20 protein-coding genes and 1 tRNA gene are annotated in these 20,564 nt (G+C 43.3%); 3 read left to right on the top strand and 18 right to left on the bottom strand.

The genetic code is table 11. The features are described from left to right. The 17 genes from KDK67_RS03740 to KDK67_RS03660 form a co-directional block, all read right to left on the bottom strand. Entirely contained in the window at positions 1-1,332 is a 1,332-nt protein-coding gene (locus KDK67_RS03740) for a TldD/PmbA family protein (protein ID WP_250867521.1), read from the bottom strand. After that, positions 1,325-3,238 (bottom strand): ATP-dependent protease LonB, encoded by a 1,914-nt coding sequence (lonB, locus tag KDK67_RS03735; protein ID WP_250867493.1) that lies wholly within the window; start codon positions 3,236-3,238, stop codon positions 1,325-1,327. The genes KDK67_RS03740 and lonB overlap by 8 nt, the downstream gene beginning before the upstream one ends. A gap of 365 nt (positions 3,239-3,603) precedes the next feature. After that, a complete protein-coding gene (purE, locus tag KDK67_RS03730; protein WP_250867492.1) occupies positions 3,604-3,993 on the bottom strand; it encodes a 5-(carboxyamino)imidazole ribonucleotide mutase in 390 nt (129 codons plus the stop codon). Positions 3,994-4,004: 11 nt separating this feature from the next. Beyond that, a complete protein-coding gene (locus tag KDK67_RS03725; RefSeq protein WP_250867491.1) occupies positions 4,005-4,292 on the bottom strand; it encodes a chorismate mutase in 288 nt (95 codons plus the stop codon). 15 nt (positions 4,293-4,307) lie between these two features. Then, a complete protein-coding gene (locus tag KDK67_RS03720) occupies positions 4,308-5,171 on the bottom strand; it encodes a shikimate kinase (protein ID WP_250867490.1) in 864 nt (287 codons plus the stop codon). 198 nt (positions 5,172-5,369) lie between these two features. Next, positions 5,370-6,011 carry a hypothetical protein gene (locus tag KDK67_RS03715; protein ID WP_250867489.1) on the bottom strand — a complete coding sequence of 214 codons (642 nt, stop codon included), beginning with the start codon at positions 6,009-6,011 and terminating at the stop codon, positions 5,370-5,372. Between the two features lie 291 nt (positions 6,012-6,302). After that, positions 6,303-8,234, bottom strand: a complete 1,932-nt coding sequence (locus tag KDK67_RS03710) for a hydantoinase/oxoprolinase family protein (protein ID WP_250867488.1) — start codon at positions 8,232-8,234, stop codon at positions 6,303-6,305. Positions 8,235-8,496: 262 nt separating this feature from the next. After that, entirely contained in the window at positions 8,497-10,422 is a 1,926-nt protein-coding gene (locus KDK67_RS03705; protein ID WP_250867487.1) for a hydantoinase/oxoprolinase family protein, read from the bottom strand. Between the two features lie 149 nt (positions 10,423-10,571). Then, positions 10,572-11,180, bottom strand: coding sequence for a HemK2/MTQ2 family protein methyltransferase (locus KDK67_RS03700; protein ID WP_250867486.1), 609 nt, complete (start codon positions 11,178-11,180; stop codon positions 10,572-10,574). A gap of 4 nt (positions 11,181-11,184) precedes the next feature. Continuing rightward, positions 11,185-11,997 (bottom strand): 16S rRNA (adenine(1518)-N(6)/adenine(1519)-N(6))-dimethyltransferase RsmA, encoded by an 813-nt coding sequence (gene rsmA / locus KDK67_RS03695; RefSeq protein ID WP_250867485.1) that lies wholly within the window; start codon positions 11,995-11,997, stop codon positions 11,185-11,187. An 18-nt stretch (positions 11,998-12,015) separates the two neighbouring features. After that, positions 12,016-12,612: a DUF655 domain-containing protein gene (locus KDK67_RS03690; protein WP_250867484.1), complete on the bottom strand. Its 597-nt coding sequence runs from the start codon at positions 12,610-12,612 to the stop codon at positions 12,016-12,018. Between the two features lie 79 nt (positions 12,613-12,691). Beyond that, positions 12,692-13,045 carry an RNA polymerase Rpb4 family protein gene (locus KDK67_RS03685; protein ID WP_172367089.1) on the bottom strand — a complete coding sequence of 118 codons (354 nt, stop codon included), beginning with the start codon at positions 13,043-13,045 and terminating at the stop codon, positions 12,692-12,694. Positions 13,046-13,195: 150 nt separating this feature from the next. Continuing rightward, positions 13,196-13,489, bottom strand: a complete 294-nt coding sequence (locus KDK67_RS03680) for a 50S ribosomal protein L21e (RefSeq protein WP_250867483.1) — start codon at positions 13,487-13,489, stop codon at positions 13,196-13,198. 64 nt (positions 13,490-13,553) lie between these two features. Continuing rightward, positions 13,554-14,846: a tRNA pseudouridine(54/55) synthase Pus10 gene (locus KDK67_RS03675; protein WP_250867482.1), complete on the bottom strand. Its 1,293-nt coding sequence runs from the start codon at positions 14,844-14,846 to the stop codon at positions 13,554-13,556. Between the two features lie 23 nt (positions 14,847-14,869). Then, positions 14,870-15,478 carry a tRNA (pseudouridine(54)-N(1))-methyltransferase TrmY gene (gene trmY / locus KDK67_RS03670; RefSeq protein ID WP_250867481.1) on the bottom strand — a complete coding sequence of 203 codons (609 nt, stop codon included), beginning with the start codon at positions 15,476-15,478 and terminating at the stop codon, positions 14,870-14,872. A 224-nt stretch (positions 15,479-15,702) separates the two neighbouring features. Then, a complete protein-coding gene (locus tag KDK67_RS03665) occupies positions 15,703-16,728 on the bottom strand; it encodes a DUF21 domain-containing protein (RefSeq protein WP_250867480.1) in 1,026 nt (341 codons plus the stop codon). 315 nt (positions 16,729-17,043) lie between these two features. Next, entirely contained in the window at positions 17,044-17,544 is a 501-nt protein-coding gene (locus KDK67_RS03660; RefSeq protein ID WP_250867479.1) for an META domain-containing protein, read from the bottom strand. Positions 17,545-17,804: 260 nt separating this feature from the next. On the opposite strand from KDK67_RS03660, the gene KDK67_RS03655 reads away from it, so the two are divergent. After that, entirely contained in the window at positions 17,805-18,584 is a 780-nt protein-coding gene (locus KDK67_RS03655) for a TIGR00266 family protein (protein WP_250867478.1), read from the top strand. Between the two features lie 22 nt (positions 18,585-18,606). Continuing rightward, the gene (locus tag KDK67_RS03650; protein WP_250867477.1) at positions 18,607-19,251 is read left to right on the top strand and encodes a metallophosphoesterase; all 645 of its coding nucleotides are present in this window, start codon (positions 18,607-18,609) and stop codon (positions 19,249-19,251) included. Between the two features lie 50 nt (positions 19,252-19,301). On the opposite strand, the gene KDK67_RS03645 is transcribed toward KDK67_RS03650, so the two are convergent. After that, a complete protein-coding gene (locus KDK67_RS03645) occupies positions 19,302-20,048 on the bottom strand; it encodes an MBL fold metallo-hydrolase (protein ID WP_250867476.1) in 747 nt (248 codons plus the stop codon). An 81-nt stretch (positions 20,049-20,129) separates the two neighbouring features. Here KDK67_RS03645 and KDK67_RS03640 point away from each other — a divergent pair. Continuing rightward, positions 20,130-20,214: transfer RNA gene (locus KDK67_RS03640), tRNA-Leu, on the top strand. The last annotated feature ends 350 nt before the right edge of the window (positions 20,215-20,564 follow it).

Raw genomic sequence — 20,564 nt, 5'->3', positions numbered from 1 at the left:
TCAGACTCCCCCTACCAATGCCTTTGAGATGGATATATGAGGAGAACCATCCGATACCGGTGCAAGCTGGCCACCTTTTCCACATCTTCCAGAGTGCATCTTGAGATCATTACCAACCAATGTGACATTGTTCAATATCTCGAGGGTCTTGCCTGAAAGGGATACATCGCGGAGCAATCTTGTAACTTCCCCATTCTCAATAAGATAACCTTTCTCGGCGTTGAACTGGAAGATACCCTCTCCAGTGTTCACCTGACCGCCTCTTGAGCCTGTCAGGTACATTCCGTTGCCAATCTCTTCAAGCATTTCATCAAAATTCGAATCGCCATTATCAATGTAAGTATTGCTCATTCTAACAACCGGTTCAGAATAACCCTGTGCTCTACTGTTTCCCGGAGTTCCACCAAGGGCCTGTGCGGTCTCCCTTGAATGCAAATATGAATTGAGTACTCCATCCTTTATTATCGTGGTCTTTGAAGACATGACACCTTCGGAATCAAAGGGATAGTATCCATATTCATGTAATGTAGGATCATCAATGATATTGACCAAAGGGGATGCTATCTGTTCTCCCAAACGGTCTGCCAGAATGGAACTTCCTTCGAGCACAAGATCTGCTTCTGATGCATGCCCTACTGCCTCATGTGCAAATACGCCTGCAAGTTCGGGGTCAAGTATGACCGGTAATGTGCCTCCCTTTGCCTGTTCTGCTCCAAGCAGCTCAACTGCTGTCTCTCCGGCAGATCTTGCAAGTGCAAGAGCATCGTTCTCTTCAAAAAGCTCAAAACCACATACTCCAAAACGGCTTTCCCTCCCCACCTGATATGAACCATTCTCAGTAGCAACAGCACTTATGGCAAATCCGGTTCGGATAAGACTGTATTCGCAATCGATCCCTTCGGAACTAATATAATGAACATTTACGGAAGCTTCGGAATAGACTGCTGAAGTACTGCTGACACCATCCATCTTTGCATGGTCTTCAATGTCCTTCAATAACTGTACCTTTTCCTCAATAGGAACATCTGCAGGATCGATCTTTGCAGTAGGGATGTTCTTTATAACAGGCTTTTCCACGGGCTTAAGCTTTACTTCATCCTTTGGAGAGATATTATTCATCTGTGCTGCAAGCTCTGAAGCGGAATCGATGGCCGCTTTAAGGTCGAACTCACCTTCTGCAGTGGTAAAGCCCCATGACCCACCACATAAAGCACGAGCACCACAACCTTTGCTGTAATTGACCGATATTTCCTCGATATTGCCATTGTCAAGGACGATCGATGTGGATGTTGCATCGATCATTCTGACATCGTAAAACCCAACTTCAGACATCGTCACTACCTGCGACCTTTTTGCTCCTTGCTGCAAGATCGATCTTTTTGTTGCTCATGTTCTTGAGCTTTTCAACAATACCGGCCTTATCCTCTCCCACAAGACTGTGTTCGATGACTTCCGCTATTGTTGCAACTGGGATTATCTCGACCTTATCCTTATAGTAATCCTCGATAAGGACATCCGCTTCATTGGACTTAGGTATGATCACTTTCTTGATACCTGCTTGAGCTGCTGCCTCTATCTTGTAGGTAGCCCCACCGATAGGGAGTACATCGCCCCTTACAGATAGTGAACCTGTCATAGCAACGGTTTGGTCAATAGGAATATTCTCCAGTGCAGAGATAACAGCGGTTGCGATAGATATCGATGCACTGTCACCCTCCACACCTTCGTATGTGCCTATGAACTGTATGTGGATATCATGATTGGAAATATCCTCTCCGGTCACTTTCTTGATAACAGCTGAAACGTTCTGGACAGCTTCCTTTGCAATATCCTTCAGCATACCTGTTGCGATCACATGACCTCCAGCGGAAGATTGCGTAGGCGTCACTTCGGCCATGATAGGAAGGACGATACCGGAATCACCACCCATTACCGCAAGACCATTGACCCGTCCCACACTAGAGCCCAGCTTGTCGAAAAGCTGGTAATCCTTACGCCTTTCGAGATAACTGTCTGCAAGCTGCTGTTCGATGGAACGTGCTATCTTCTTTGCTGCAAGAACATGTGTTGCAGTAGTGATCTCCGCATTCTCGGAATGGGCAATGTCTCCAGCAACCCTTACAAGACCACCAAGGTCACGGAACTTCAGAGTAAGATGACCTTTCCTGCCTGCCCTTCTTCTCGATTCCCTGATAACCTCTTTCACTGCGCCCTTATCGAATGGCGGGATGTGGCCATCACGTACGACCTCCTGTGCCACGAAACGAACGAGTGTCTTACGGTTCTCAAGTGTATCTTCCATGGAATCACGCATGAATACCTCATATCCATACCCCTTTATACGTGAGCGAAGTGCAGGATGCATTTTCTCCACTGCATCAAGGTTACCTGCTGCCACCATGATAAAATCACATGGCACAGGTTCGGTCTTTACCAGAGCACCTGAACTGCGTTCTGACTGCCCGGTGATAGCATACTCCTTCTCCTGTAATGCTGTTAGAAGGCTCTGCTGGGATTCAAGTCTAAGGGTATTGATCTCATCAATGAAGAGTACTCCCTTGTGTGATTTGTGAATATCACCGCTCTCGACCCTGTCATGTGCAGGTGTTTCAAGACCACCTGACTGGAATGGGTCGTGTCTTACATCGCCGAGGAGTGCACCTGCGTGTGTTCCGGTCGCATCGATGTATGGAGCCTTCTCTTTCTGATAATTGGAAACAACGAGCTTTGGTATCATGAGCTCTTCTTTTGGCATGAACTGGCGTGTCAGCATAAGTATCATGATCGCAGCGATGATACCCCAAAGCAACTGCCCTACGTAGAACGAGTACATGACGATGCCTAACACAAGGAACATCATCATCATGTTACGTGACTGAGCCTTTTTGCGAGCCTCCATCTTGTGGGCCAGGACAATCTCCCTTCCCTTTCCGGCAGGCACTTCCCTTATCTTTGGGTTATTATTATCCTCCAGATTGGGGTATGTCATTATATCTTCAAGCTCTTCCTTTGGTAAAAGTTCAGCCATTGCTTTTGCAAGCATTGATTTTCCGGTACCTGGAGTGCCTATCATCATGACATGACGTCTCTGGCTGGCTGCCTTTTTCACAACTTCGACAGCATGCTCCTGCCCGATGACCTGATCTATCATAAGTTCAGGCACATCTATTGAACTTGTAGTGTTAAAATCATCACCGAAAAGTTCGGTTTCTTCCGTAGCAGTCATTTCGTCTTCCATGGTTTACTCACATTTAAACAGTATGATATGAAGCCTTTACATGAATTATGATATAGAGTGATATCTTAGAGAATTTTAGTTAATACTATACTAGAGGCATTCAACTAAATATATTTAACTATTTTTGACTAACCTGATACATGTTATTCATTACTTTAAACATATATATTAATAAATCAATATATATTAGAATTGCCTAGGAAATATGATGGTGAAGGAAAGATAAAAGAAGATAGAGATTGAGTACTATCTTGGAATTATTTTTAGCCAGTATATTTAAAATATAAATAAAAATATTTATATGCTCAATGTTTTGTGAAGCAAAATGATGGAAAAGGGTAGTGCCTTTTTCCGCCAGGTTCTTTTCAGTCAAAAAGATCAAGTATTCTTATAGCAAGTTTTGCGGCATTGGCACCATTATCGATACCGACGCTTGCGACAGGAACTCCTGGTGGCATCTGAACTATGGATAAGAGTGCATCAAGCCCTCCGAGTTTTGCACTAACAGGTACACCAATAACAGGTTTCATGGTCTTAGAGGCAATGACACCCGGGAGTGCTGCAGAAAGACCTGCGATCGCAATGAAAACATTTGCATCGCTCTTAGCAATATATTCTTCAAGTTTTTCAGGGTCACGGTGTGCTGAAATAACTTCTACTTCAAAAGAGTAGTCGGTATCCTCAAGGACAGCTGTAACTCGGGTTGCTATTGCGTGGTCTGATTCAGACCCCATTAATATTGAAATATCTACCATTTTTTTCTCCTTCAGGGAAGATTGCCTTCCCCACTAAGTTCATGTTGGCGCTCAATGCTCATTCTGATAAGGATCTCGAATATTTCTTTCACTGCGCCTGAATCAAGGTTCCTTTCGGTTGCTGCATTTGTGGCTCTGTCGAGTACCACATGGTTCTGCGTACCATCATTGATAGACATATGCTCTTTCTTTTTTACATCAAGAACATCAGTCGCACAATCGATACGCTCTCCAATAAGTTTTATGATCTCGTAGTCGATCTGTTCGATCTTATTGCGGACTTCTTCTATTGCGGTCATGGTCTCCACTGCAAATTAAGGTTTAGTTAATCCTTCATTATTAATCTTGGTCTTTATCACTTTTCCGCTTGTCCCAAGATCGTCCCACACTTTCTTCAGAGTGTCTGCCATATTCCGGTCGACAAGAGCACAATATGCAGGACCCGTCCCGGATAAACTTACTCCCTTCACTCCGCATTTCAATGCTTCCATCATAATATCAGTGCTAAAACCAAGAGCGCCACAATAAAGGAAACCGTTAAGCGTCATAGCCTTTTCATATTCCCCATCAAGTGCGAGATCGTATGCCATATCCACCCAGGGAGCCAGCAGTTCTGAATTATGCACATTCGTCTGTGAACTGAAGGACTGCCTGTCCGGTGCAAAGATAACCACATCCATCTCCTTTTCAGTGCGTTTGACCAGCTCGTTCGTCCGGTTGTCCGTCACAACGATCCCACCAAAGAATGAGGCACATGCATCATCAAAAGCCCCGGTGATAGTTACACCGGCATCCTTCGCTGCTCTTACGCCCATTTTAACTGCATCCAGCGGTTCAAGGGTTTCACCAAGAGCATCCAGCGTAGCCAGAATAGTAGCATTGGCAGCAGCACTGCTGCTTTTCAAACCGCTTGCAAGGGGTATCTCGCTCCTTGTAACAATGGTTCCACCCATTTCAATGCCAAAGTGCTCGAGGACAAGCTCCATGGACCTTTCAATAAGCGTAGTGTCCCCCTGCGGCACACCTTCAATAGTGCCGATAAAAGAAGAACTCTCTTTTGTCAGTTCAACATCAACAAATGTTTTCAGATCAACTCCAAAAGCCGCCCCTTTCCAGGTAGCGATGGCGTTTATGATCGTTCCGGCACCTAGTGCATAAGCTTGTCCTGTAAATGTCATATCAAATTCCCGATAGTATATATGGGAATTTGATATTTAAGAATTGACTTATATTTTGACTTATATTTTGACCTACATAGTGAAAGAAAAAGTTGTAAATATTACACACAGTAAAAATTAAACATGTTATACTTTTTATTTGACAAGATAAAGTTGTTGCCTATCTGGGTTAAAATAAAAGAATGACCTATATCAGTTTCAATATAATGCCATGTCAAGTAAGCCCATTTTTGAAAATGGAATTGGTATATAGCGCTCCCCTAATTCTTTTTTTATGTTTTCAGATTTGGCAATCTTATCAAAATAGTCATCATGCTTATTTATGAAACAATTAGCTGCTTTTCTGAATTCCATACACACTTTTGCATCCATATATCCAATTTTTAAGTTATCTCTGACAATTGTATCCAGAATCGGATTTTCTTGTGGATTATAAAAATGCAATAGTTTTGTTCCAAAACTCCAAGGGCTAGGTTTTATTACTGTTCCGTTTAAATTACGCCGATCACTTTTTTCAAAAATCATCAATGCTTTTTCATAATCATCGAAGCTGTCAACTTGTTGCACTAGGTGCCTAATGTTTTCCATTCCTTTGGAAGATATTCTTGTCCTGTACATTTCATTTACGAGATCTACAAAGTTATTTTTTGTGAGAAATGACTTAAAATCCTCAGTATTGAACTTTTGATTTGAGAAATTATCATAACCTATTTGGTTATATATCGATTGATAAACTAAAATAAAATAGTTCTCATGTATGCTCTTCATTATAGCATTTTCAAATATATCATAATCAGGAAGACGTGTTTCAATCTTAAGGTATATTTCCTCTTGTTTCAAATTTAAACCCCACTTTAATTATATAGTAATTATCTTAAAATTAATTCAACTTTCTTTATAATCCTCCATGGAGAATCGGTGATAAAATCGATTTTACCAATCCAGTCATATACAAAAGCGGTTTTTTTGCCAATTTACCATAGTAAAATGAAGAGTATATACTTTATAAATTTATGCACATTCAACTTGACGTTTAAAATCGTAAATCATACTAACACCTTCACATGGTTTAATAATATAATTTTACCATGTGAGGTGAAAGTAATGCAACTTTAGCCTTCACAGCATTGCTTATCTTTTAAGTTCAGCAATACCCAAAAATGCATATTTTGTTTCCAGAGGGATACCAGTGTTCATCGGATTTATCTCCCTCTTGCTGACCTCTATCTTTATTTCCCCATCATCAAGCTGGGCATCTTTCATGTACTGCATGACAATATCATTACCAAGCTTCTCCACAAATTGGACAGCTTCATCATAATTTTTCATCTCATGCTTGCCCTGTGGTGAAAATACGCTTATACTGGTAGGTTTCAGATTATATTTTGATTCGCCGAAAGTGACCCTAATAAGTATCTCGATCCTCTTCACACCTTTTCCTGCAAGCGCGCCTACAGCATTACCGACCTCTGCATACTCAGGCAGAAGGATATTCGCATCAACGAACTTCTTAATCTCTTCAGTATATGCACGGACAGGGCCACCAAGCAGCACCACTGGCACATCTGTCTTGAAACCTGCGAGATAATCACCATCAAGACCTTTTTCAATTTCAGCAGGAGCTACGCTTTCCATCAAGTAGGAAAGCAGATTCAAAGCCATGTTCTTTGCAACCTTCTTCTTGATATCAAGACACAGGTCCTTCACTTCCATATCAGCGAAGATACACATCTGCTCAGCACCCAGGATAGCTGCTTCGGTATTCCATTCATCATAGTCCCCAAGAGCATGCAGTGCATCGGTTGGAGTAAATCCTATAGCCTGAACAAGCCTCTTCTGAATGAGGCTGTCAAGAAGCATAGGTGATGGCATCTTCCGGCTTTCCCAATATATTTCAGCTACATTAACAGGCTCGTCCCCGATCCTGTTGAGAAGTTCTTCTTCCCTTTGAGTGATTTCAATAGGTTCCTGTTCTGTCCTGATGAAGAACTTGGTCGGCTGGAGATTTTCTCCAAGCTGGGTTCGTGAGATAGATTGTCCCTGTTTTAGCTTCTCTATGATCCTCGGATACTTCGAAGCAGCCACACAAAGCGGAACTACCCTTCTTGGCCCTATGCTGATCACATGGTTACGTACCCAGACATGGCTGTCTCCGCCCATTGCCGAAGTTTCCATTTTAATAGCTTCGACCTTTGTCTGCCATCCTCCGACAACAGCACCTGTGTCGGATATCTGTGGTAATCCATCAGCTATCAATGAAACATCTGTACTGGTACCACCTACATCAATAACAACACAGCTCGGCTCCTTCGACAGGTAAGCAGCACCAAGAAGACTTGCTGCAGGTCCAGTAAAAATAGACTCAATAGGATGTTTGAGAGCTTCCGATATCCCCTCAATGGAACCGTCACATTTTAGCATCATAAGCTTGGCATCGATGCCACGCCGCTCGATTTCCGAGACAACGGTGTTCATGAACTGGTTAGTGATAGGAAGTAACTGTGCGTTCAGGAATGCAGTGATTCCCCGATCATAAGCGCCGAGTGATTGGGAAAGCTCATGTCCGCAAATGACAGGCATTCCGGTAAGCTCTGTGACGATCTCTTTTACCTTTTGCTCATGTTCCGGATTCCTCACACTGAAATATGAGGATACTGCAAAAGCTGAGACCTTCGCCTTTACACTTTCAACGAACTCCTTTACTGAATCAATATCGAGTGGTGCAGTCTCATTTCCGCCGGAACTGTGGCCGCCATCTACTGAAATAGAATATTTTATGGCGGAATTTTTGGGTATGTCAGCATTGCCTACAAGTATCAGGCCTACGGGATACCCCGTTTTTTCAAGAATAGTATTTGTTGCAAGAGTAGTGGAAACTGAAACGAGCTTTACCTGTTGCAATATTTCCTGATCGACACCGTCAAGGGCATTCTGTATCCCCACAAGCAGGTCCGGATAGGTCGTACGTGCTTTTTTGGCTCCGACTACGTTTCCATCCTCATCGTTGATAAGAACGGCATCTGTATAAGTTCCTCCTGCATCAATACCAAGGCTATATTTCATGATCTGATTCCTTTATGAGTAAATTTTGATATTTTGGATAATTGCTATCCAGTTCTGTTTAATGATAATGTTATGATGGCTTTTTTATGAAATGGCCATCATGAATTGCTTCGTATGCCTTTAGGATTAAGGTAGATGTATATGAAGATTGGGATTTTGTTCTGCAATGCAGGAAGTACATTGACCATTTATGACCAATGCATAATTCACGTCTAAACCTCCTGCATCCAATGGGAACGAACGCCAATATCCAATCTTAAAATTAGATATTGACCTCTCTTTTCGGAGTGCCGATACCTACAAAGACGAGCTTAGTCTCAATTGGCAAGCTGTCACCATGCATGGAAATGTCATTCCTCGTAACTTCAATACGTACATCACCTGCATTAAGCCCTGCTTCGGCCATGTAACTGAGTACAAGTTCCCTTCCGAGGTTATCAGCATATTCGAGAGCTTCAGGATGGGTCATGAAGACCTTTCTCTCACCTGGTGCGAACATCGTGATGTTTGCTTTGGTCCTTTGCCTTACGTTCTTGATGAGGATCTCTATCCGCTTGATACCCTTGCCCACAAGAGCACCCACAGCATTTCCGACCTCGGAATGTTTCGGCAAGACTATCTCAGCATCGATGATCTCTCTGACATCATCCACATATGCCCTGACAGGTCCTCCCAGAAGTACTACCGGGACATCGAGCTTGAACTTTGTGTGATAATTTCCTTCAATGACCTTCCTTATCTCATCCGGATGTACATTTTCAAGCAGATAGGACATCAGGTAGATGACCATGTTCTTTACAACTTCCTTCTTTACCGTCTGGCAAAATTCTATTTTGCTCTGATGGGTCATTCTTCCAAGTGTCTTGGCAGCAATATTGGAAGCTTCGGAATTCCATTCGGTGTATTCGCCAAGAACGTGCAGTGCATCGGTTGGGGTGAATCCTATTCCCTGTATGAGCCGCTTTTGTATCAACAGATCAAGAAAGACCGGTGATGGCAGTCGGTCTATGAAGATCTCACTGATTGATACCGGTGCGTCCCCAATTTTGTCAAATATCTCTTTTTCGGAAGGACTGAGTTCGTTCTGAGGTTCTCTTCCCGTACGGATGAAATATTTGGTAGGCTGGATATTTTCACCTAAGAGCATCCTTGAGGGTATCCTTGCCAGTTTCAGCTTATCGATCAGCTCAGGGTACTTTGAAGCGGCAACACACAAAGGAATGACCCTTCTTGGACCGATGTTCGGACGCTGGTTCTTTATCCATATATGGCTGTCACCACCCATGGCTGATGTCTCCATGCGGATCGCCTTGACCTTTGTCTGCCAGCCACCAACGATGGCACCCTCATCACAGAGTTCAGGAAGCTCGTTGCTTATCATTGAAACATCTGTGCTCGTTCCTCCGACATCGATCACGGCACAGGTTTTCGAACCACTCAGATAAGCTGCACCTACAAGACTTGCAGCAGGTCCGGAAAAGATAGATTCAATAGGTTTTTCTTTTGCTTCATCGATGCCCGCAACGGAACCATCACATTTGAGCATAAGGACCCTTGCTTTTATATCCCTTCTTTCCATCTCATTGATAATGGTCTCGATAAAGTGGTCTGTTATGGGGATGAGCTGTGCATTGAGGTATGCTGTTATCCCACGATTATAAGCACCCAGGTCCTGAGAGAGTTCATGTCCGCAAACTACGGGAAGACCTGTGAGGTCCTTTATCATTTCCTTTATCTGGAGCTCATGATCAGGATTGCGGATACTAAAATAGGACGAGACTGCAAAGGCTGACACCTTGCCTTTGTTCTGAAGCACATAATCTTTGACACCATCGAGGTCAAGTGGCCTTGTTTCTTCGCCGTTCGGGCCGTGGCCACCTTCAGCAATGAAATAATTAGTTATTGAATGAGTGTCAGGGATGAGATAATCGCCTGCCATGATTAGTGCAACAGGATATCCAGTGCTTTCGAGGATAGTGTTGGTTGACAGAGTAGTTGATACGGAGACGAGTTTGACATCTTCCAGATATGACTGATCAAGACCTTCAAGGGAGTTCTTTATACCTTCAAGAAGGTTCGGATAGGTCGTCAGTGCTTTATTTGAATCTACTATTTCACCGTCAGAGTCCCTAATTATAACCGAGTCAGTGTATGTCCCACCGGCATCAATGCCCATGCTGTATTGCATTTTTATCACTCCTTTGTTGCAACTCTTAAAAATCGTAATTCACAGATCAGATAAAAAGGTAAATTATGTAGTACCTTCTTCCTAAGATAAATGAGCAGGGCTTGTATATAAGAGTTGTGTGATGTTTATGCAAAACCTATTCGTTTATATTAAAGTTGCTCTGAAGCTTTTAAAGTGCCTTTCAGTACCATCAGTTCTTCAAAAAAACAATCCCGGTCAATGTTGCAGATCTCGACTTCCAGTCCCTGCTTCCGCATACGCATTTTTACTTCATCCATACCAGTAAGGGACGATATCAACATAAGGATAATTCCCCCATTACTTAGGTAGGGAGTCACCTCTTCAAGGAATCTATTGACTGCTTCGCGTCCGTCAACACCGCCATCAAAAGCATAGTTCAGCCAGCCGGGGATCTTTTCATCTTCTGCTGTAGGAAGATACGGAGGATTAAAAAGAATAAGATCGAACTTTGTCCCAGATTTAAAGCATCCGAACATATCTGCCCTGATAACCACGACACCATTGCGTTTGGCACATTCGGCTGCAAAGGGGCTTATTTCCGTGGCAACGAGGTCCACACCCACATTGGCTTGAAGGACCGCTGAGACAAAACCAGTCCCTGCACCAACCTCGAGTACACTCATTCCATCCTGTGCCACATCTATTGCAACATCTGCAAGCAGGTATGAATCTTCGGCAGGATCGTAGACATTCTCATCAAGTTCGATGTCTGCATCCCTATATGTTATGGTCACCATGCTTTTAGGAGGTAGCTTTCATTTTAAAGATATGGTTAGCGATCTCCGCTAGTTCGTGCGGTTCAAGGTTTTCGGCTCTCTTGGACATGAACTCTTCAGGCAGTTCGGCCACTATCTGCTTGATGTTTGGAACATTTAACAGATGATTACCCTTTATAATGGCATTCCTTAGCTTTTTCCTACGCTGGAGGAATACTGCGGTTACCAGATCAAGGAAGAATTGAGGGTCTTCAACGTGGAAAGAAGATGGCCTTGGAACTACTTTCACAACAGCGGACCAGACTTCCGGAGGCGGTGAGAATGCAGATGGTGGTATCTTCATGATAATATCTGCATCGGCAAAATAATGCGTGTTCACTGAAAGCCTGCTGTAGTCTTCAGTATTTGCTTTAGCCACCATGCGCTGTGCAAATTCATACTGATACATCAGTATCCCCAGTTCAAACTCGTGCTTAAAGAGCTTAAAAGTTATAGGAGATGATATTGAATAGGGAAGATTTGCGACAACCTTATTGAATTTCGGAAGATCTAACTTAAGGACATCGCCAGGGATTATCTCTATTTTCTCATTATCAGAAAAGCGGTCTTTGAGGACATGTACAAGTGCAGGATCAAGTTCGATGACGTAGACCTTGCCCGCTTTTTCAAGAAGACGTTCGGTAAGATTCCCTATACCCCCTCCGATCTCCAGTACGACATCCTTTTCAGAAAGCTCCGCTTGATCGACAATAGAATCAAGTGATCGCTCATCGATCAAAAAATGTTGGTCATGACATCCACCACGGATGCCATATTTTTGTAATATTTTTCGGACCAAGTCAATGACACCTTATTATCAGTCACGCTTCTGTTGCTGCATTGCTGTTGTAAAGAGCCTGTATTTGATGTTATCATCCTTGAGCTCTTCAAGGATACGGTTTACGATGATCTTTTGCGGAATGTGCACTCCACCCACACGATCATGGAGATCCTGCAGATCATTGAACTCACCTTTCTTGCGCTCATCGATTATAGCCCACATCAGCTTCTTTCCGATACCTGGCAGAAGCTCAAGCATGTGCAGTCTTGTTGTTATTGAATGTGCATCGTTGAAGAATTTAACGAATTTATCTTCCTGGTCTTTGACGCAGATCTCAAGAACAAAAGGTAGCTCGAGCTGTGCTCCGTGGCTTAGGTCATCAAAGTGGATCCTGTGTTTAACGTGATCAATGACATCCCGATCCCCATCGCCGACATAGACTTTGGACTGTATCTCAGGATTTGCTCCTTCCTTAGGAACCAGCTCCATAAGAGCGAAGTGTTTGTCACCAATTGCCTGTACGAGAGGTTTCTTTTGATATGCTGGACGTTTGTCAGTAGTGCTTCCGTATGGCAGGTAGTCAAGGACCCATGCGTAATCCTCTTTCTCAGGCGGCGTTCCCTTCTTACTCATAGATATCCTCCAGTATGTTATGGATTAATGTTGAAAACTTACTGTTCCCACTAAAAAAAGTAAAGTATGAGATATAAATTTATTCCATTGCCTCGATCACAAGGGCCAATATTGCGTCCAGCTCTTCTTCGGTCAATGTGAATCTTTCTTTTGCATAGACTGTCCTGAGCTCATCCCTTGTCAGAGGTGCAATATCAGCAATATGTATTGCGATCTCAGGCTTCATCTTCTCCATCTCAAGAAGCTTGTTAACAAGTTCTCTGGATCGGCTTGCATCCATCTTTGCAAACATGTCCGCATGGTTGATAGCTTTGCGAAGTTCATATCCAAGCTCTTCTTCCCGTGCCACGCGCTCTTCCATTATTCTGTTAAGTATTTCCTTGACCTCAGGAACGGTCAATAATTCTTCGCTCTGAATGTGTTTGACTATCATTAAAATACACTCTTTGGAATTAGATATGTTTAACGTTTTTGTACCTGCTAAAGTAATAGCAGATGCTATCTGTCAGATGGACTTCCACACAGATATAACTATCGACAATAAAAGGTCACGCCCAGGCCATTACTAGCCTGGATGTTGAATTTAGTATTTCTGTGGTTTCAAGTGCTGTGACAGGGAGATGACCTCTTTCTTAGAGTTTCCATCTGTTACCTGTAAAAGATAAGCCCTTCCGCGCTTCCCAAGTACCTTACCGGTCTTCCCCTGGAACTTTGCGTTTGGCATTCCCTTCTGTACGCTTGGATCGATATCGATGTGGACCATCTGGCCGTCTTCGAAATCCTGAATTGCCTTGCTTATAGGGGAGAGACCTCGTTCCCTTACTGTCTTCTTCAATTTGTACCTAGTACAGCTACGTTCACCGTTTGATGTTGGCATTGTTTTCCTCCATTATTTCAGGTCGTGGATAGACCTGTATTTGATAAATTTGATATTGGGTGACTTATATGTCGACCCCGACAACATCCAGTTCTGTAACGAAAGCCTGTGAACCAAGAAGCCCGGTAAGGCTTGGTATGGTCCTTCCTTCGTCACTGGATATCAGTTCCTTTACATACAGGCCGCCTTCACAATGAACTTCGATCATTGCGTAATCATCTGTTAATTCGTTAAGCTTCATGTCATGAACAGTTCGCTTACGAACCAGATCGGCCCTTCTGTGTGAAACACGCTGTGGTGTTCTCTGTTGGATCTGCGCACCAATAAGTTCATTGATGGTAGACCTGAGTTTATCCTCTGGAATTTGCTCTTTGAATGTAACTTTAAGTTTATAAACCTTATCCGCCTTTACGGTCTTAAGGTTCTCGACAGTGCTCTTCGGAGTGAATGTTAGCCCTTCTACCTCAATCTTTCCACCTGCACGTTCATTGATCTCTTTTTCAACCTTTGCAAGATCGCATGTACGCAGCATGGGTTCGACCGCTTCGACCACGAACGGCCTACCGGTCCCAAGCATCAGAGCATCGATATCCTCGCGCCCTGCCCCGTGGAACTTCGTATCCTTTGCCTTAAGGGCTTCCACGACAGGATCCTTGATAAGTTCGTCAACGGATTCAGGGTATTGCTTTCCTGTGAAGTTACAGGTCTCACAGCCCCTTCCCCTGCATGTCCGGCATGGCCAGCGCGTCTGTGGAATAGTACGCACCATTTTCCGGTACCTGCCGAGAATATAGACCGAACGTACCTGCAGATGAACTTTCTCTTCAGCAAGATCGAGCGTTACAAGAATGTCCGGATTTTCGAGTTTGACCTCTTTGCCGGTCCTTTCTGCAATGAGCTTTCCGACCTCACGGTTCATCTCGGATTTGAACTGTTCCGCATAGGTGGTCCCGGATTCAGTCCAGATAATCTCCTCATTCTCGCTCAAAAGCCCACTCATCTTCGTTCCGACAAGGAAAGTGGAATGCTCATAGTCCTTCAATGCAGTCTCTGCCCTTTCTGCCCATGTGTCAAGCTTTTCGAAAAGACCAAGGCAAACCCAGCATTTTTCATCCTCGCCTTTAAGTCTAAGGGATTTGCGTGCATTGACACTTGAAGTGCTCAGGTCTTCCAGTATCTCCTTGTCACCTTCGTCCTTGTTAATGCGGTCTCCTTCCATAGCAAGGGCAAGCTTGATAGCACTCCCTCGTTTGTCATTGGTAAGTCCGGTAGAGAGTTTTGCGAACTGTCTTCCCATACAATGGTCACATATCGGTCCTTCACGGACGATCTTTTTTGCAATATCGAGCACGTTCAACTGATCACTTCCTTCTTCCTGTTTTACTGGGATGTACCTGACAAATTCCGGTCTATCTCGTTGTTGATAAGTATGATACAATGGTCGGCATGTAGCGGTATCGGACCAAGAGAGATGGTCTTAGCTCCATGCTCTTCTATTAACTGCTCTTCCTCTTCGGTAACTCCCATATGGTCACCAAGAATGAAAACAGCATTGTTCGTAAGGTCGGAAAGCTCGCGGACATCCTCACCATCTTCATGCAGATAAATGAGCCTGCGTCCTACCTCTTTGAACTCATGAAGCAATGTCCCAAGGTTCCCACTTCTGATGAACACACCTGGAGTTGAGCGTGCCTCATATTCTCCGGCAGTCTTCTGTAATGCTTTCTTGATAAGTGAGCCGGCACTCCTTTCATCAGGATTGAGATATCTGACATGCTCACTATCAAAGCGTATGATCTTTCCTGGCTCCGGTTCTCCAAGAAGTACCAGATGTACCTGAACATCCCGCCTAAGGTCGTGTGAAAGGAACAGGCATGAATTGATGCACCTGCAAAGGATATCCATGCGCCCTGCTGAACCAGGGAGGTCATTCAGGGAAAAGTCACCTGTTGTCAAAGCCTTATGAGCAATTATCACAAAATCTCGCATTTTCTTCAGTATCCTGTCTTTTTTTGGTGATTACCATGTGTTATTAGATTAAATGCACCCTTGGATAACACAAAGCCTTTTTTGAGTTAGTTAATTTGTACTGTGGAATGGTTCATAATAAAGAATATAGAATAAAAACATATCTACTCTGATCAACATTGCATGCTGACAATTAACATGAATTAAAAGCCTTCATTAGAATCAACAAAAAAAATGAAGGAAATTCATCTTACCCTGTTAACTATGCCTCTGAACAGGCGACCGAGTATGTCAGAACCTGTTATGACTATTTTTTCAGGATCGTCATCATTCCAGTAAAGTATAAGGTCATTATCTATGACATCATCTTCGGAGTCTACAGGATAAACCTTCAGTTTATGGAGTACATCCCCTATCTTTACATTAGAGTTCTTTACGATTATCGGAGCATGGCAATATCTTAGTGGCCGGAAATCATCTTTTTTGTAAATAGCATCTCTTATGAAAGAGGTAGAATCTATTGCTACAACCGGATGCCTGTTCTTATCGACCGCGATTATCCATTTTTTAGCTGGAAATGCGATCTTATGAAGCAATACCTCAAAATCCGGAGTTCCGACTTCCGGAAAAACCGGTAGGTTGTTAATTGTATTAAGTTCTATTATGGTATTCTCGTCTATAAGCGAACCTTCCTGTTTTATGCCAAGATCATCCAGTGACAAGAAATTAAGAGCGCCAAGTCCTTCCATTTTATCAATATCGCTTGCTTCTGACCTCATATGCTTCTGAAGCATTATCCTCAGGGATGTTTCTTTGAAATACTCAAGTTTCTCTTTACCAAGCCATCTATCAAGGACCATTGCAGAAGGTTTTGTAAAAGGATACAACAGCAGTATGTACAATTTGACAAGAGGCGTTAAGGAAGCACCCATCTTTAAGGCATTTCTGGTGAAATATGCCTGAGGCATTATCTCTCCAAAGCAGGTGATGAAGACTGTCGAGAATATGAACGCAGAGCTACCCAACATAACTGAATCCGTTAAAAGAGTAAGCAGTACATTGACACACACATTACCCCACAATAAGGTAGAAAGGAGCAAATGCGGATCATGTCTTAGTTTTAAGACCTTCTGTGCATGTATGTTGTTAGCTTCGGCTTCGATCTCAAGCCTGAGACGGCTCAGTCCAAAAAGACCAATTGTCAACCCCGAAAAGATCCCTGATTGGACCAGACAAAGAGCGATAAGTATCCAGATGATGATATCATTCATGATTTATTGACTCACTCAAAGTAAGAAAAATTATTAAACAATAATACGGGGGCACAAAATAAAACTATTTCTATGCAATTGGAAATCTTTAATGCCCCAGCAAATGATTATGTTGCATAATTATGTTTGCGGATCGTTTTTAAACTATAATTTTGATCATACTTGGTAGTACTACAATTCAAAGAGTTATACCAAGGAACCCCTCACATCTTATTTAATCAGAAATCGTTTAAGTATAAATTTAATTTGGTGGGATGAAGAGAACTATATGCCATTCATTCCTAAATTCAAAAAAATATAGTCGGAACAGGTGTTTCACTGCTCGACTACTTCTCCTTTAACAAAAAGCATCCTATCGCCGTTCTCCCCGATACCGAGAACAAGCTGATCATTTTCCATTGAGACGGTTGTTACATTGCTCAACAGGGAAAGATACTGACTATCCAGCGAGTCGGGACCACAGTATGCAAGCGTTATTGGCCCTGGTGCTAAGGTAAGCTCATTTCCTTCCAGTGTGTAGCCTCCACTTCCAATGTTGCAGTCTGCTTTAATGGAGTATGTCTCGTCCGACTTGAGGAAAAGTGTGTAGTTTTCCGGATCAGGAACTACGGATTGGCTGGCTGGAAGTGTCTCGGTCAATCCTGACCATTGCCATTCGATGTCAATTATCTCATCAAGGGATATGATATTTTCTTCGTTCTGTTCATTTTCAACAATGTCGTTTTCATTATCAGTTCCAATACAACCCACTGCAATCAAGGTGCAGGCAAGTAGAGCAAAGATAATGAAAATGGATAAGATTTTTTGTGCATTCATAATTTGATAACCTCCCGTTACCCCAAATATAAATGTGCCATGTTTCTATTTATAGATTGTTTAAGATACAGTTCAATTTGAAGTCCAAAGATGCTGATTTTAGTATATCTTTGGATGTACAGGGACACGATCCAGGAGATCTTCATGCGAAAAAGGGCCTTTGTGTTTACTTACAATACGTTTATGTGCTGTCAAATGCAATATTTCTGCATAGGGGACTTTCCCGATTGAGGATCCCGTCCCATAGAGGAGTAATAATAATGGCAGATGATATTGATTATAAGATCCACGGGAATGAAATGCAGCTTGTTGAGATAGAACTTGATCAAGGTGAGACCGTAAGGGCCGAAGCAGGTGCAATGATGTTCATGGGAGATGGCATCAAGATGGAAACGTCCACTGGCGGAGGATTGCTTAAAGGTCTGAAGCGTGCATTCTCAGGCGAGAGCTTTTTTATAACTTCTTTTACCCAGAACGGAAAAGGCAAGGGAACAGTGGCCTTTGGAGCACCATATCCCGGCAAGATCATACCCATAGACCTTGCATCAGAAGGTGGCAGTTTCCTCTGTCAGAAAGACGCATTCCTCTGCGCTGCAGATGGAGTCGATATTTCCATTGCATTCTCGAAGAAGATAGGTGCAGGGCTTTTCGGAGGAGAAGGTTTCATCCTCCAGAGACTCAAAGGCAAAGGGCTTGCATTTGTACATGCAGGCGGTACGATAATCAAGAAAGACCTTGCTCCGGGAGAAACATTGAGGGTTGATACAGGTTGTCTGGTGGCATTCTCAGAGAGTGTTAACTACGACATACAGTTCGTAGGCGGTTTCAAGAATGCCCTCTTTGGTGGCGAAGGTATCGTTCTGGCAACGGTCTCAGGACCAGGTACGGTATATCTTCAGAGCCTGCCATTCTCACGCCTTGCTGACAGGATAGCAGCAGCCATTGGCCCCAGTGATTCAAACAGGGGCGAAAAAGGCGGTATTGCAGGCATAGGTGAAAGTGCACTGGGCGGCATTCTCGGTGGCGACAGGAATTTCTAACGGTCTATATGAGGTGAAATAAATGAAAATACTTGCAATTGCTGACATTCATGGTGATTTTTCCCACCTGGAAGATATTAAAGAAAAGGCCGGTGAGATCGATGTAGTGGTAATCAGCGGCGACATTACGAACTTTGGACCTTCCAGCGAAGTGGAACAACTAAATGGTGTTTTTGATGTACCGGTCTTTGCAGTTCCCGGAAATTGCGATCAAAAAGATATCCTTGAAGTACTCGATGATTCGGAAATAGTGAATTTGCACAAGGCAACCGAAAGAATAGGAGATTTCATGTTCGTAGGAATAGGAGGTTCCAGTCCAACACCTTTCAACACTCCTTTCGAACTTGAGGAACAGGAGATCGAGGATGCCCTTGAACCCATGTTCAATGCCTGTGAGGGTGATTGTAAGGGCAATATAGTAATGGTCTCACATGCACCCCCAAAAGGACTTCTGGACTCCATCTCAGGAGACAATGTGGGTAGTGCAGCAGTTGCCAAGTTCATTGACCGCTCAAAGCTGGTCATCTGTGCACATATTCACGAAGCAAGGGGATTTGCCAGATCAGGAGATACATTCCTTGTTAATCCCGGCATGGCAGCAGATGGATATGCGGCCCTTATTGAGCTTGAGCAGGACAATGTGAGCGTGTCCTTTATTGAGGTCTGAAAGCAGGGCATCCCATCCAATTAGAACTAGAAAAATGCCCTGACTAGTTTTCAGAGCTCAACTTTCATGAGGTCGGAAGCAATATGCACTTCCCCCTCGAACTTTTCTTTTATGTATTCAAGAGCTTCCTCTTCGTGCCCCTGCATGTGAGGATAAAGATGAGTCAGATACACCCTTGAGATACCGGACCCTTCGAGATATGGTCGCAACATGTCAGGTGTGGCGTGATTGGTCATCGGAAAATCCAGCGGGAACGAGCATTCGTGAATAAGCGTATCGGCACCTTGTGCCAGCTCCATGATGCCATCACATGGCTCAGTATCCCCTGAATAGACAACGACCTTACCATCGTATTCAACCCTATATCCAAGCGAAGGCACACTGTGTATCCCATTACCACACTGGACACTGCACCCGTCTGCAAGCTCAAATCCTTCGCCTGCCGCAACTTCCCGAACCTCGACATTGACCTTCTCTTTCATATACGGATAGATGTCCATGAGCATCCCTAACCATTCCTGCGTCCCAACAGGTCCATAAATGACCGAATCAAGCTTCTCACAGAGCCAGTTAGCTTTGAGCAGACACATGACATCCGCCACATGATCAAGGTGCAGATGGGAAAGCACAATTGTGTCGATCTCAGTATGTGATGTCCCGCTTTCGAATATCCGATTAAGAATGCCACCCCCGCAGTCAAAAAGTACCTTCTTTTCCCCGAACTCGATCAGTACACCTGACTGGACCCTGCCCTTCTGTGGTATCGCCACACCTGTTCCAAGAAATGTTATCTTCATGTTCCATTAGAATAAGGCTTAAGTAACTTAACTTTAATTATGGGGTGACCAAAAGCGTAAGGCAGCCGTTCTAATTCTCATGCGGGGGTCGCCCAGCTAGGTCAAAGGCGCCAGACTTAAGATCTGGTATCGAAGGATTTCGAGGGTTCGAATCCCTCCCCCCGCACTCATTTTTAATGATATAGGTAACGTTTAAAAACCGAACTCCAAAAATATAATCCAATACCTAAAAAAGAAAAAAAACACCAATATTAGGAAGTCATTGGTGGTTTAAGCAGAAAGTTCACCGTAAACTTTCAATAATTCTATTGTTTGGAGAAATTCGAACTATTTACCTTAATTTTCAAGTAAACGTTTTTACCGTAATTAATTATAGTCAAACACCCAACATTTTGGACTTCTGTTTTTCACTAAGAAACTTTTCAATCCATCTCTTTGCAAAGCTAATTTTTGATGAGCACTCCATAAATTTCTCATGTATTAAATCCCGCATATGATCAATATCGATAATGAACT

The organism is Methanococcoides seepicolus (assembly GCF_023684405.1).
GTDB lineage: Archaea > Halobacteriota > Methanosarcinia > Methanosarcinales > Methanosarcinaceae > Methanococcoides > Methanococcoides seepicolus.
The sequence above is the reverse complement of the archived record's forward strand: the minus strand, read 5'-3'. Positions and strand labels throughout refer to the sequence as shown.